At 73.8% G+C, this 12818-nt stretch carries 11 protein-coding genes; 5 read left to right on the top strand and 6 right to left on the bottom strand.

Annotated features, from left to right (window positions below; translation table 11 throughout):
- The 5 genes from ABZ714_RS30640 to ABZ714_RS30620 form a co-directional block, all read right to left on the bottom strand.
- Window positions 1-483, bottom strand: a 483-nt coding sequence (locus tag ABZ714_RS30640) for a BTAD domain-containing putative transcriptional regulator (protein ID WP_358828625.1), incomplete at its 3' end; no start/stop codon positions are given.
- A 642-nt stretch (window positions 484-1125) separates the two neighbouring features.
- Window positions 1126-2346, bottom strand: a complete 1221-nt coding sequence (locus tag ABZ714_RS30635; RefSeq protein ID WP_358828624.1) for a C45 family peptidase — start codon at window positions 2344-2346, stop codon at window positions 1126-1128.
- Window positions 2347-2536: 190 nt separating this feature from the next.
- Window positions 2537-3820 carry an abortive phage infection protein gene (locus ABZ714_RS30630; RefSeq protein ID WP_358828623.1) on the bottom strand — a complete coding sequence of 428 codons (1284 nt, stop codon included), beginning with the start codon at window positions 3818-3820 and terminating at the stop codon, window positions 2537-2539.
- 171 nt (window positions 3821-3991) lie between these two features.
- On the bottom strand, window positions 3992-4612 hold the full coding sequence (locus tag ABZ714_RS30625) for a class I SAM-dependent methyltransferase (RefSeq protein ID WP_358828622.1): 621 nt from the start codon (window positions 4610-4612) through the stop codon (window positions 3992-3994).
- Window positions 4613-4673: 61 nt separating this feature from the next.
- Window positions 4674-5009, bottom strand: a complete 336-nt coding sequence (locus tag ABZ714_RS30620) for a MazG-like family protein (protein WP_358828621.1) — start codon at window positions 5007-5009, stop codon at window positions 4674-4676.
- A gap of 134 nt (window positions 5010-5143) precedes the next feature.
- Between ABZ714_RS30620 and ABZ714_RS30615 the strand changes: the two genes are divergently transcribed.
- The 3 genes from ABZ714_RS30615 (at window position 5144) to ABZ714_RS30605 (ending at window position 9890) form a co-directional block, all read left to right on the top strand.
- Window positions 5144-6883 carry an alkaline phosphatase D family protein gene (locus tag ABZ714_RS30615; protein WP_358828620.1) on the top strand — a complete coding sequence of 580 codons (1740 nt, stop codon included), beginning with the start codon at window positions 5144-5146 and terminating at the stop codon, window positions 6881-6883.
- A 542-nt stretch (window positions 6884-7425) separates the two neighbouring features.
- On the top strand, window positions 7426-8634 hold the full coding sequence (locus ABZ714_RS30610; RefSeq protein ID WP_358828627.1) for a multidrug effflux MFS transporter: 1209 nt from the start codon (window positions 7426-7428) through the stop codon (window positions 8632-8634).
- A gap of 248 nt (window positions 8635-8882) precedes the next feature.
- Window positions 8883-9890, top strand: coding sequence for a small ribosomal subunit Rsm22 family protein (locus ABZ714_RS30605; protein ID WP_358828619.1), 1008 nt, complete (start codon window positions 8883-8885; stop codon window positions 9888-9890).
- Between the two features lie 119 nt (window positions 9891-10009).
- On the opposite strand, the gene ddaH is transcribed toward ABZ714_RS30605, so the two are convergent.
- The gene (gene ddaH, locus ABZ714_RS30600) at window positions 10010-10834 is read right to left on the bottom strand and encodes a dimethylargininase (RefSeq protein WP_358828618.1); all 825 of its coding nucleotides are present in this window, start codon (window positions 10832-10834) and stop codon (window positions 10010-10012) included.
- Window positions 10835-11090: 256 nt separating this feature from the next.
- Here ddaH and ABZ714_RS30595 point away from each other — a divergent pair, with 256 nt between their 5' ends.
- Together ABZ714_RS30595 and ABZ714_RS30590 are read left to right on the top strand one after the other, a co-directional pair.
- Window positions 11091-11750 carry a TetR/AcrR family transcriptional regulator gene (locus tag ABZ714_RS30595; protein WP_358828617.1) on the top strand — a complete coding sequence of 220 codons (660 nt, stop codon included), beginning with the start codon at window positions 11091-11093 and terminating at the stop codon, window positions 11748-11750.
- Between the two features lie 256 nt (window positions 11751-12006).
- The gene (locus ABZ714_RS30590) at window positions 12007-12762 is read left to right on the top strand and encodes a bifunctional DNA primase/polymerase (RefSeq protein WP_358828616.1); all 756 of its coding nucleotides are present in this window, start codon (window positions 12007-12009) and stop codon (window positions 12760-12762) included.
- Window positions 12763-12818 lie beyond the last annotated feature (56 nt).

Genomic DNA, 12818 nt, shown 5'->3' with positions numbered 1-12818 from the left:
GAGCCGCCACTCCTCCAGCCGGGCGCGCTGTCCCTCCGCGTACGGCCCGGGGACATTGGCCAGCGGCTCCCCGTCCCACAGCCCCAGCGACTTGTCGAGCAGCATCGAGGCCCGGACCGGATCGCCGTCGGCGTGCGCCCGGTCGGCGTCATCGGCCAGATCCCGGGCCAGGAACAGATCGAGGGCGTCGCGCTCTATCCGCAGGGCGTACCCGCCGGACTCGGAGACCAGGGCAGTCGTCGAGAGCACCTTGCGCAGCCGGGACGCGTACGTCCGGGTCACGGCGAGGGCCCGGGACGGCGGCTCGTCCCCCCAGATGGCGTCGATCAGTTCGTGGGCCGTCGCGGTGCGGCCGTCGCGCAGCAGCAGGGCGGAGAGCAGGGCCCGCTGCTGAGGGGAACCCATCGGCATCGGCTCTCCGCCGCGCCAGGCCCGCACCGGCCCCAGCACGCTGAAACGCAGCTCCCCGGTCTCGTCGGTCACTCCACCCCCGCCCTTGGAGAACCTCCGCCCAGAACCAGGCACCGGATCCCGGATCCCGGATCCCGGATCCCGGATCCCGGATCCCGATCCTGAAATCCATCCCTGAAATGGTTCCCGTATATCGATCGTATATCCGCGCACGCCAAGATGGATGAGGTGTTGCGTTCGGGGCTGCCCAGTCCTATGCCACCGCGCGGACGAGGTACTCGGGATGGCTTCCCGGGGTGCCTCGTCGCGCTATTTTCCGGCAACTCTATTACTCCGGTGCCTTTTTGGGCTACCGTCGAGATGGTGCCGCATCACGCCGGGAGTACACCAGGCCCCCTAGCCAGGGGCTGACGACGGTCCTCCTGGTCGGCGCGGCCCGAGATCACCGGACTGGGCACCCACGCAAGGAGAGACCACTGTCGTGCAACATACCCACCCATCCACGGAATTGCTGGCAGGAGTGCCGTTCGCGGCGGCCTGACGGCAGTCCGTGCCGGCCGCCCGCGGCCTTCCGCGGCTGCGGCCGATGCTTCCGGAACCGGTCGTGACACCGAAATGAACACCCGGGCGCCCGGGCGGGCATCCCGCCCGGGCGCCCGGCGGTTCCGTGCGTCCGGTCGGGCACAGGATCCGGTCGGCTGGTGAACCCGGCCCTCAGCCGCGTCCCTTGAAGAAGTCCCGGTACGGGTACGTCACCCGGCGCGTCGTACACGGCCGCCCGAGGGCCAGATGCAGGGTCCGGCGCTCCGGTTCGACGATCGCGCTCGCGACGGTGGAGCTGCGGTCCAGTTCGTGCGGGGCATCGGGATCCGGGTGGCAGCAGATCGCGTCGGGGAGTCCTTCGTGGTCGCGCAGCACCTCCTGCCAGGCCGCGACCGAGGGATACGGCATCCGTTCGGCGAGGGCCGTGGCACGTCGGTACCGGTCGTGGGTGTCGGAGAAGACGGCCGGACCGTAGTCGTTCGCGGGAACCGGTTCGGTGAAGTGGTTGGTGTGGACGAGGAAAGTGCCGGGGGCGACCGGGTGGCGGGTGACATCGTCCGGGCCGCCGGGCCTGGCCTCGATGTCGATCGCCCCGTCCCCCTCCCCGCTCGTGTTCCCGTCCCCGTCCCCGGCGGCGGCGATCAGATAGTTCGCCGACGACGAGCGACGGGCCGTACGGATGGTCTCCTCGGCCGCCGCGAGCGAATCGGACTCCAGCAGGGCCCGGAGCAGCAGGTGGTACGGCAGCCCCGGGCTGCCCCGGTCCTCCGAGGTGACCAGGGCGTTCGTCAGGACCGTCAGACCGGCCGAGTTCATCCCGAACTTGGCCAGCAGCCCGGCCTCCACCACCGACACCCAGCGGGGTCCGTTGGTCGGCTCGGACTGGAGGATCACCACCGTGTCATGGGCGAAGGGCAGCCAGTCCCAGTTCTGGCCGACGATCGGCTCCGGGCCGCGCAGATCCGCGAAGGCCGTGCACTCGGACGGGGCGGGCGGACCGTGCGGACCCGGCGGGGGCTCCGTACCGCCGAGACTCTCGGCCCGGGCCCGGGCCGAGAACAGGATCTCGGTCCGCAGATTGAGGGCGAGGACATCGGGGAACTCGGCTCCGGCGCCCTCGGCGATGCCCGCCATCTCCTCCAGATAGTCGGCGTTGAACGCCTCGACCACCGGGACGAACGTCTCGGCGAGCGCCGTCGCCGCGTCCCAGCGCAGGGCCGCGAAGTGCGCGTACATCCGCTCATAGCTCTCCAGCGACAGCTGGATCCGCTCCCGGGCCGCAGCCCCGTACTGGCGGCCCCGGCCCCGGGGGCTGCCGGTGGTACGGACGACCAGGGGCTCCCCGGGGGCGGCGCCCGGTCCGGGGTCGGGGTTGGCTGGGTCCGGGGTCATCACGCGTTCTGCCCTCCATCGGCGGCGGTCGGCTGCCGCCCCGATCCGCGGACGGCCTATTCAGCCGTACCCGGGCGACGGGGCGGAGTACGCCTGAAGACCGGCCGGAACGCCCCCGGTGGCCGATACTCCGCCATGAGCAGGATCACTCGGGGGGCGCGCGTGGTGTGCCCGCGCGGGGGTGGTGCGGTCAGTGGCCGACCGGAGCCCCCTCGCCGCCGCGCCCGGGCCCCGCCCCGTACCGCCCGTACGCCCCGAGGCTTCCGCGCCCGCTCCTCCCGTGCCTTTCGTACGCCCCGTATCGCGCCGCCAGCGCCCGGAACGCCTCCTTCGGTTCCCAGTGCCAGTCCGACGCCGGATCCGCCGGATCGTCCCGGAGCGGTCTGACGATCGCGTAGCTCGCCAGATCGAGATCGTGGCGCGGCGAGTCGGGCCGGTGCGGGGCGTCCGCCGTCAGGAACTCGAAGGCCATCGCCGCGTAGAGCCCCATCCTCTCGAAGACGTCGAGGAGTCCGGTCAGATACCGGGCCTGGGTCCGCTCGCTCCGGACCGGGTCGCCGATGATCTCCGGCGGGTTCCTGCCGTAGTCGACCAGCTCCCAGCCCATTCCGCCGTCGGCCGGGGCGCCCTCGTACGTACACGTACCGAACTCGGTGATCGCCAGCGGCTTCCCCCACCGGAGGTACCGCCTCAGCTCCCGGACGTACTGCTCGGGGCGCGGGAAGTACGAGTAGTAGTCGATCCCGACGATGTCGAAGAGCCGCCAGTCGACCTCGTCGGACTGGGCCGCGGCATAGCTCAGCCGCCCCCGGAAGACCCGTCGGCCGACCTTCGCCGCCCGGGCCGTGAAGTCGTTCAGCTTCCGCTGCATGTCGACCGGGTCGTACGTACCGTTGCGCAGGGTCTCGATCCGGTCCAGGACCGTCGCGCCCGGGACGATGCCCGGCACCAGCAGCCAGAACTCGCAGCCGACGCTGAGCTGGACGTCCGCGCCCTGGCGGCGCAGGGCCTCCGCGTGCCGCCCCGACTCCGCCAGATGCTCCAGGGTCTCCCGCTGCGGCCGGTCGCTCAGGGTCGGCTCCAGCCAGATGTGGAGGCCGCGTTCCGCCGCCTCGGTCGAGGTCGCGGCGATCCGGTCGACGCCGTCGCCCGTCACCTTCACCGAGTTGGCGTGGAGATCGCGGGCGACGGCCCGGATGTCGTGGCGCATCCGCCGCGCGCTCCACGCCGTCCCAGGCGACTCGCCGTCCAGCAGCGTGTAGCAGACACTCCGGTAGCGGACCCCGCGCCGCCCGGCGGGCCCGGCGGCACCGGTGGCCCCGACGGGTGCCGTTCCGGCCGGTACCGGTCCGAGCGGCGTCGCGGCTGCCCCGGCCGTACCGCCGACTCCGAGGGCGACGGCGCCCAAGCCGCCCATCCCCGCCAGGAATCCGGCCCGGCTGAGGCCGCCGTTCGTATCACTGTCCCCGCGCATCGCCGCTGTCCTCCTACGCAACCCGAGATCCGACGGCGTCAGTCTGCTCGGGGCGGCTCCCTCCGTCGGTCCGCCGATGGTCTCCGTCCGACCGACGGAGGGATGAACCCCGGCCCCCGTCCGGCGACCGAAGTCGCTTCCGGACGCCGCGGGTCCGGAACCGGGGCCGACTCAGCCGGGCTTCCGCCAGACGAGGGCGTACCGCCAGTACAGCAGCCGCCGGTACGAGCAGCCGGGCAGCACCGACCGGGCCGTCCGCCGGACGTCCGCATAGGTGGTGACGGGGTCCATGACCGGGACCGCAGGGGCGTTTGAACCCCGTCCCCTGACCCGGTTGGCGACCACGGCGGGTAAGACGGTGGCCAGGCCGAAGGCCCAGTCCTGCGGCCTGCCGCCCTCCCGCGCGCAGCCGACGACGACCAGCCGTCCACCGGGCGCCAGTAGCTCCGCCATCCTGGTCAGCCCGTCGGCGAGATCCACATGGTGCAGTACGGCGACCGCACTGACCAGGTCGTACGTACCGTCGGCGAGACCGGAGCCCGCCCGGTCGAGGAAGTCGCCCTCGACGTAGGAGGTTCCCGGGCCGCCGCGTTCCCGGGCCTGCCGGACCATCTCGCCGGACCGGTCGACGCCCGTCACCTCCGGGACCCGCCCGGCCAGGCGCCGGGCGAGCGCCCCCTCCCCGCAGCCGATGTCCAGCGCCTTCGCCGCCCCCGCCGGGAGTTGGCCGAGGACCAGCGGATGGTAGTGGGTGTTGTGGTTCCAGTATTCCGTCATCGGGTAGTCCGTCATCGGGCCACGGTAGTCACGGGACGGCACGTCCGCCGACGCCCCGTTCTCCGCTCGCGGAGAGTCAGTCCGGGTCCGGCATCCGGCGCGCGACGGATTCGACATGTGCCGTGAAGACCCGTTCGGCGTCCGGGGTGAGCGTCCGCAGCGCCACCATCGCGGTGAGGACGACATCGCACAACTCGGCCTCCACATCGCGCCAGGTGTGGGAGAACCCCTTCCGCGGATTCTGCCCGGAGGCGCCGATGACGGCCTCCGCCGTCTCCCCGACCTCCTCGGCCAGCTTCAGCACGCGCAGCAGCAACTCCTGCTCCGCCGGGCGGTCGTTGGCCTCGTCGAGCCAGGTGTGCAGCCGGTCGACGGTGGGCCAGACGGAGGTGTCGTACGTGCGGTCGTCCATGGCGGGCAGCCTCCCACGGCGCCGATGCCGTACGTACGGAATCGCCGTGCCTCGCCTCGTCCCACGGAACGGCGGCTCGACACGTGCCGAATCCCGGCGGCCCCGGCCGGACCGCGTGATCACATCGGGCCGTGATGCCACCGACCGTGAAGCCGACGGCGAGCCCGGCCGCGTACCGGACCGCGTACCCCGCCGAACTCCGGGTCGCCGCCCGTCGGCTCCTCCACCGCGTACCACCCGCGCCCGCGCCCGCACCCGCGTCCTCACCCGGCCCCGGCCCCGGCCATCGCCCCGGTGATCCCGCCCGCCGCCGGTTCCTCACCACCACCGGCGCCGCCGCCCTGCTCGCCTTCGCGACCGGGCTGCCCGGCAGCGCCCGTGCGGCGGGCCGCGACCCGGCCCGGATCCGGAGCGACCCCTTCACCCTCGGCGTCGCGTCCGGCGATCCGCTGCCCGGTTCCGTACTGCTGTGGACCCGGCTGGCACCCCGGCCGTACGAACCCGGCGGCGGCCTCGACCCCGGCCGCTACCCGGTCCGCTGGGAGCTGGCCCACGATCCCCGTTTCACCCGGATCGTCCGGCGCGGCACGGTCACCGCGCACCCCGAACTCGACCACAGCGTCCGGGTCGAGATCGCCGGACTCGAACCCGCCCGGGTCTACCACTACCGGTTCCGCGCCGGTCCCTGGCTCGGCCCGGCGGGCCGCACCAGGACCGCGCCCGCACCCGGCGCCCGGGTCCGCGAGCTGCGGCTGGCCGCCGTCTCCTGCCAGGCGTACCACGACGGCTACTTCACCGCCCACGGCCGTCTCGCGACCGAGGATCTGCATGCCGTACTCCACCTCGGGGACTATCTCTACGAGTACCCCGTCCCGGCGACCGGCGGCGCCCGCGGCTACCCCGACGGCACCCTGCCGTCCCGGTTCGACCGGGAGACCGTGACGCTGGAGGAGTACCGGCTGCGGTACGGCCTCTACCGCTCGGATCCCGATCTCCGGGCCGCCCACGCCGCCCACCCCTGGGTACTCACCTGGGACGACCACGAGACCGACGACAACTACGCGGCCGGGCTGCCGGGGGACGACCGGGCGCCCGAGGACTTCCTGCTGCGGCGGGCGGCGGCGTACCGCGCGTACTGGGAGAACCAGCCGCTGCGGCCCGCCCAGCGGCCCCGGGGTCCCGATCTGCGGCTCTACCGGCGGCTGCGGTTCGGCCGGCTCGCGCAGATCGACGTACTCGACACCCGGCAGTACCGCTCGGACCAGATCCCCGGCGGTGGCTGGCAGCAGCCGGGCGCCGCCCTGCACGCCCCCGGCCGGACCATGCTCGGCGCGGCGCAGGAACGGTGGCTCGCCGACGGCTGGCGGCGGTCGGCGGCCCGCTGGAACCTGCTGGCCCAGCAGGTCGTCCTCGCCCGGCGGCGGGACGTACCAGGGCCGGGACACCGGCTGAGCACCGACGCCTGGGACGGCTATCCGGCCGCCCGCGCGCGGCTGCTGGCGGGCGCCGGTGCCGCCGGGATCCGCGATCTGGTGGTCCTCTCCGCCGATGTCCACGTCGGCTACGGCTTCGATCTCGTCCGGGACTGGGACGACCCCCGGTCGCCGGTCGTCGGCACCGAAATCGTCACCACCTCGGTCAGCAGCGGCCGGGACGGTACGGCCAGGCCCGCGAACTGGGCGGATCTCACCCTGGCCAATCCCCGGCTCCGCTTCTACGACGGACGGCGCGGCTATACGGCCCTGACCGTGCGCGAGGACTCCGTACGGGCCGACTTCCGGGTCCTGCCGGCGGTGACCGTACCGGGCGCGCCGGTGACCACGGCGGGCTCGTTCGTCACGGTCGCGGGCGAGCCGGGGCTGCGGCCCGGCTGACCGGGCGGGGCGTACGCAACCGGCGCGCCCTTCCACCGGTGGCGAACCGGTCCCGCCGGACCGGCCCCGGGCTGAGACCATGGGCGGACGCAACAAGCTGTATGGGGCATGGACGTGTCGGCCGAAAGACGCGCCGACCGATGGACGTGCGACGGATGGACGGAAGGGGAGGGGCGATGGCCGAGCGGCCGAACGGTCCGGTGGGGAACCACATACCCGGGGGGCGCGCGGCGGCCCCCGAAGAGATCACGACGGCCTCCACGGCACCGGCGGTGATCCCGCCGCGCAAGGCACCGGCCCCGCCGGCCTCGGCACCGGCGGCCCCGGCCGCCGCGACGGCCTCGACCGCGCCGGTGTCCCCGACCGTTCCGGTGGTACCCCCGGAGGCGGTGGCTCCCGCCCCGGACCCGATTCCCGCCCCGGCTCCGGACCCGGCTTCGGTTTCGGACGGCGCGAAGACCGGGACCGCGCCCGACGCCGCCCCCGGCGGTCCGGCCGCCGCGCGCCGGGCCGGGCTGCTCGTCACCCTCGTCCTCGGCGGGATGGCCGCACTGCCCCCGCTCTCGATGGACATGTATCTGCCCGCCCTCCCGGCGGTCACCGACTCCCTCTCCGCCCCCGCCGCCACCATCCAGCTCACCCTCACCACCTGTATCGCCGGTCTCGCCCTCGGACAGCTGATCGTCGGCCCCCTCAGCGACCGCTGGGGCCGCCGGACCCCGCTCCTGACCGGGATGGTGGTGTACGTCGTCGCCACCGCCCTCTGCGCCTTCGCCCCCGACGCCGGACTGCTGATCGCCCTGCGGCTGCTCCAGGGCCTCGCGGGCGCCGCGGGCATCGTCATCGCCCGCGCCGTGGTCCGTGATCTGTACGAGGGCGTGGCGATGGCCCGCTTCTTCTCCACCCTGATGCTGATCTCCGGGGTGGCGCCGGTCGTCGCGCCCCTGATCGGCGGCCAGGTGCTCCGCTTCACCGACTGGCGCGGCATCTTCCTCGTCCTCACCGGGGTCGGCGCGCTGCTCACCCTGGTGATCCTCAAGTGGCTGCCGGAGACCCTGCCGCCGGAGCGCCGTCGCGGCGGCGGGGTCGGGGAGTCCCTGCGGACGATGCGCGGACTGGTCGGCGACCGGGTCTTCACCGGGTACGTACTCACCGGCGGCTTCTCCTTCGCGGCGCTGTTCGCGTACATCGCCGCGTCCCCGTTCGTGATCCAGGAGATCTACGGCGCGTCCCCGCAGGCGTACAGCCTCCTCTTCGGCCTCAACTCCGTCGGGCTGATCGCGGTCGGCCAGATCAACGGCCGGGTCCTGATCGGCCGGGTCAGCCTCGACAAGGCGCTCGCCTGCGGTCTGACGCTGATCGTGCTGGCGTCGGCGGCGCTGGTCGTGATGACCACCGGAGTGTTCGGCGAGCCGGGTCTGGTGGGGGTGGCGGCGGGCCTGTTCGTCCTGATGTCGGCCCAGGGCCTCGCCATGCCCAACACCAACGCGCTGGCCCTCAACCGCACCCCGCACGCGGCGGGCTCGGCATCGGCCCTGATCGGTACGGCGGGCTTTCTGATGGGCGCGCTGGCCTCCCCGCTGGTGGGGCTGGCGGGCGAGGACACCGCGGTCCCGATGGCCGTGGTCCAGCTGGTCTGCGGTCTCGCGGCGGTGGCGAGCTTCCTGCTGCTCTGCCGTCCGCGCTCCGGTCCGTTCGGGGAATCCCCGCGTCCGTCGCCGGCCGGCGGCCCGGGGCCCGGTACGGCCTAGGCCGTGTCGTCGAGATCCCGCCTGGCCCGCGACGCCCGGCACGCACAATCTCCCCCTGTGCCCTACGGGTGCGGGAGGTGTTCCCGGCGTTGCCGGGGTTTCCCGAGTACGTCCCGTACGGGGGGGACCGCCCCCTGGCTTCGCCGGGGGGACCCCCGCCGCCGTCGCGAATTCGCACGCACCGGACGCCGCGGGCCCCGTCCTCGGGCGGACGGCACTGTTGTGCCGACCCGGCCTAGAATCGCCCGGTGAGTGAGACCCGCCCCGCCCCCGATCCCGTCGCCACCGCCGACGCCCTCCGCCGAGGGCTCGCCGGGCTGGTGGAGGGGCTGCCGCCGAACCGGGCCGCGCAGGCCGTCGAGCGGCTGATCGCCAGCTACCGGGGCGAGACCCCCACCGACGCGCCGATCCTGCGGGACCGGGCCGATGTCGTCGCGTACGCCGCCTACCGGATGCCCGCCACCTTCGAGGCGGTCCGGGCCGCCCTCGACGCCCTCCGCGCCGCCGCCCCCGGCTGGACGCCCGCCACCCATACCGATATCGGCGGCGGCACCGGCGCCGCGAGCTGGGCCGTCGCGGGGGAGTGGCGGACCGAGACCACCGTCCTGGACTGGGCCGAACCGGCCCTCGCCCTCGGCCGCGAACTGGCCGGGGCCGCCGGGGGAGCGGGCCCGTACGGGGCCCGCTGGGAGCGCGCCCGGATCAGCGGCGCGCTCCGCCTCGACCCGGCCGACCTGGTCACCGTCTCGTACGTGCTCAAGGAGCTGACCGAGGCGGACCGTACCGCCGTCGTCACCGAGGCCGCCCGCGCCGGGTCGGCGGTGGTCGTGGTGGAGCCCGGCACCCCCGACGGCTACCGGCGGATCATCGCCGCCCGGGAGCTGCTGCTCACGGCCGGGATGACGATCGCCGCGCCCTGCCCCCACGGCGGTCCGTGCCCGATCGAGCCCGGCTCCGACTGGTGCCACTTCTCCGCCCGGGTCGCCCGCTCGTCGCTGCACCGGCAGGTGAAGGGGGGATCCCTCGGGCACGAGGACGAGAAGTTCAGCTATGTGGTCGCCACCCGGTTCCCCGTCCGGCCCGCGTCCGCGCGGATCACCAGGCGGCCCCAGATCCGCAAGGGACTCGTACTCCTCGACCTCTGTACGGAGCACGACGGACTCGACCGGGTCAATGTGACCAAGCGCCAGGGGCCGCTCTACAAGGACGCCCGCGACGCGGCCTGGGGCGACGAATGGCCGCCGCCGGAGGACTGAACCCCGGCCCGGCGCCCGGTCCGGTCCGGCCTGGCCGGGAGTCGTTTCCGCCGGACCGGCCGGGCACCCCGCCGCGCGGGGGTGCCCGGCTGGACCCGGTCAGGGGCGGACGACCGGCCTCAGGGCCGGATCTCCTGCGTACAGCACTTCACACTGCCGCCGCCCTTCAGCAGCTCGCCCAGATCCATCCCGACCGGCTCGAACCCCCGGTCCCGCAGCGGATCGAAGAGCCCTACGGCCGCCTGCGGCAGCAGGACGTGCCGCCCGTCGCTCACCGCGTTCAGCCCGAACGCCGCCGCGTCCCGCTCCCCGGCGATCAGGGCGTCCGGGAAGAGCCGGGCCAGCACCGAGCGGCTGCCGGGCGAGAAGGCGCCCGGGTAGTACATGATCTCGTCGCCCGTGTCGTCGAGGACGCAGAGCGCCGTATCCAGGTGGTAGTAGCGGGGGTCGACCAGATCCAGCCCGACGACCGGCCGCCCGAAGAACTCCTGCGCCTCGTCGTGGGAGAGCGGCGACGACCGGAAGCCGCGCCCGGCGAGTACGTACGAGGCGGTGACGGCGAAGTCGCCCTCGCCCTCGTTGATGTGAGCCGGTTCGTGGATCTCGGCGAACCCGGCCGAGCGGAACCACTCCAGATGGACGGCGGCCTCCGGCTCCCGTTCCGGGTGCGCGAAGCGGGCCAGCAGCACCCGCCCGTCGATCACGGTCGCGCCGTTGGCGGCGAAGACCATATCGGGCAGGCCGGGACGGGGGACGAGCAGTTCGACGGTGTGCCCGAAGGCGCGGTAGCGGTCCCGCAGGTCCTCCCACTGGGTGAGGGCGAGCGGCAGATCGACGGGCTTGGCCGGATCCATCCACGGGTTGATGGAGTACGTCACCCGGAAATGTGCCGGTGGGCACATCAGATAGCGGCGGGGCGACGCTTCGCGGAGCGATGAGCGCAAGGTGGGCTCCTCACGGACGAAACGAAGGACACGCGGGTCTGCGTGTGAGGGGTACGCGGGTACGCGTGGAAGCCATGGTGCGGCCAAGTCCGGGAAAAGGCACCGGACGTGCGGTGACACGGCCCTTCGGCGAGTCCGTCCGGCGAGTCCGCCGGGGTACGTCTCCGGGCCCGCCGGAGGCCCGTCCGTCCGGCCGCCGCCCCGGGCAGCTTGCGAGACGATACGTATCGGCTCATCGCTTGCTAGATTGGTCGGTATGGCAGAGACCAGGACCCCCGACGCCAACCGCCGCAGCGAGCGATCCCGGCGGGCGATCTACGACGCAGCGCTCGCCCTCGTCACCGAGGTCGGCTACACCCGGACCACCATCGAAGGCATCGCCGCCCGCGCGGGGGTGGGTAAGCAGACCATCTACCGCTGGTGGCCGTCGAAGGCGGCCGTCCTTCTCGAAGCCTTCCTCGACCTGGTCGCGGCGGCCGAACCCGCGGATCCGGCGGATCCGGCGAACCCGGCGGGTCCGGCCACCGCCGACGGCCCGTCCGGGGCCGCCTTCCCCGACACCGGCGACCTGGAGGCCGACCTCAAGACCGTGCTCAGGGCCAGCGTCGACCAACTGACCGACCCCCGCTACGAGGGCCCCACCCGCGCCCTCACCGCCGCGGGCATCGTGGACGAGCAGGTGGGCGCCGAATTCCTGGTCAAGCTGCTCGACCCCGGACTCCGGCTCTACGGGGAACGGCTCAGGTCGGCCCAGGCCGCCGGGGACGCCGACCCCTCGATCGACCCCAGGATCGCCACCGAACTCTTCGTCGGCCCCCTGCTCCACCGCTGGCTGCTGCGGACCCTGCCGCTGACCCACGACTACACCGACCGGCTCGTGGAGTACGCCCTGTACGGGCTGCGCCCGCGCGGGTGATCCCCGCCACTCCCCAGCCGGGCGCCGGGCCGTTCCGGCGCCCGGATCGCACCCCTCCCGTACGCCCTCCGGACCCCTCCCGCGCCTTGTCGCGCCCGGTCGGCGCCCGCGCGGCGCAGTATCCCCTACCGCGCCACCGCACGCGCCGGAATGCGCCGACAGGTCCCCTGGTTGGGGACAGTGGACACCCGAGGCGCCCGATGGTGGGACCATGGCAGGGACCGCGAGGGGCGAGCAGTGATGTGTGAGGGGATAGATGGGCGACGGTAAAGGCCGTTACCGCGGCGCGGGGAACGGGCTCCCCCGGGAGAGCAGGCTGGCCGGCTGGCTGCGCAGGCGCTCACGGGAAACCGAGCCCGACGACTCCGGCCGTGAGGATCTGCTGCTTGCCGTCGCCGCCGCGGGCCTGCCGCTGGCGCCCGCCGCGCACCCCGTCGCCTACCGGTGCTCCTGCGAGCGGATCGGCTGTCCCACCCCGGGCCGCCACCCCGTCTCCTTCGCCTGGCAGACCCAGTCGACGACGGACCCCGCGCAGATCCGCCGCTGGGCCCAGGGCGACCCCGAGGCGAACTTCGTCACCGCGACCGGCATGGTCCACGACGTGCTCGACGTCCCCCTGGAAGCCGGTCGCGCCGCGCTCGCCCGGCTGCTGGAACAGGACGTCGAGGTCGGCCCGGTCGCCGAGGTCGGCGGCGACGGCGAGGACGCCCGCGCGCTGTTCTTCACCCAGACCCGGGGCACCCCCGAGGACGAGGACGAATGGTGGCCCTGCGAGTTGGACTGCCACCCCGAGACCATGGCCGAACACCCCGGCCTGCGCTGGCACTGCCGGGGCAGCTATGTCCTCCTCCCGCCGTCCCGGCTCCCCGCCGACCACGCGGTGACCTGGGTACGGGGTCCGGAACACGCGCTCCCCGAGCCGCTGACCCTGCTCGGCGCCCTCACCGACGCCTGCGCGCGGTACGTGGGCGGGCGCGGCCAGGAGGAACAGGCGTGGCCGCTCCACCATTGAGCCGGTGACACGGGGGTACGGGCCGGGCCGCGGAAGCCGCCGGTCCCGTACCCCGC

This window comes from Streptomyces sp. NPDC006798, from assembly GCF_040635975.1.
In the GTDB taxonomy this organism is placed as follows: domain Bacteria; phylum Actinomycetota; class Actinomycetes; order Streptomycetales; family Streptomycetaceae; genus Streptomyces.
This window is presented reverse-complemented; position numbering and strand designations above follow the sequence as displayed.

What these genes read in the sequence shown, in the direction of transcription:
- ABZ714_RS30635 (WP_358828624.1), bottom strand. Translation starts at nt 2,346, where the DNA reads ATGACCCCGGACCCAGCCAACCCCGACCCCGGACCGGGCGCCGCCCCC.
- ABZ714_RS30630 (WP_358828623.1), bottom strand. Translation starts at nt 3,820, where the DNA reads ATGCGCGGGGACAGTGATACGAACGGCGGCCTCAGCCGGGCCGGATTC.
- ABZ714_RS30625 (WP_358828622.1), bottom strand. Translation starts at nt 4,612, where the DNA reads ATGACGGACTACCCGATGACGGAATACTGGAACCACAACACCCACTAC.
- ABZ714_RS30620 (WP_358828621.1), bottom strand. Translation starts at nt 5,009, where the DNA reads ATGGACGACCGCACGTACGACACCTCCGTCTGGCCCACCGTCGACCGG.
- ABZ714_RS30615 (WP_358828620.1), top strand. Translation starts at nt 5,144, where the DNA reads ATGCCACCGACCGTGAAGCCGACGGCGAGCCCGGCCGCGTACCGGACC.
- ABZ714_RS30610 (WP_358828627.1), top strand. Translation starts at nt 7,426, where the DNA reads ATGGCCGCACTGCCCCCGCTCTCGATGGACATGTATCTGCCCGCCCTC.
- ABZ714_RS30595 (WP_358828617.1), top strand. Translation starts at nt 11,091, where the DNA reads ATGGCAGAGACCAGGACCCCCGACGCCAACCGCCGCAGCGAGCGATCC.
- ABZ714_RS30590 (WP_358828616.1), top strand. Translation starts at nt 12,007, where the DNA reads ATGGGCGACGGTAAAGGCCGTTACCGCGGCGCGGGGAACGGGCTCCCC.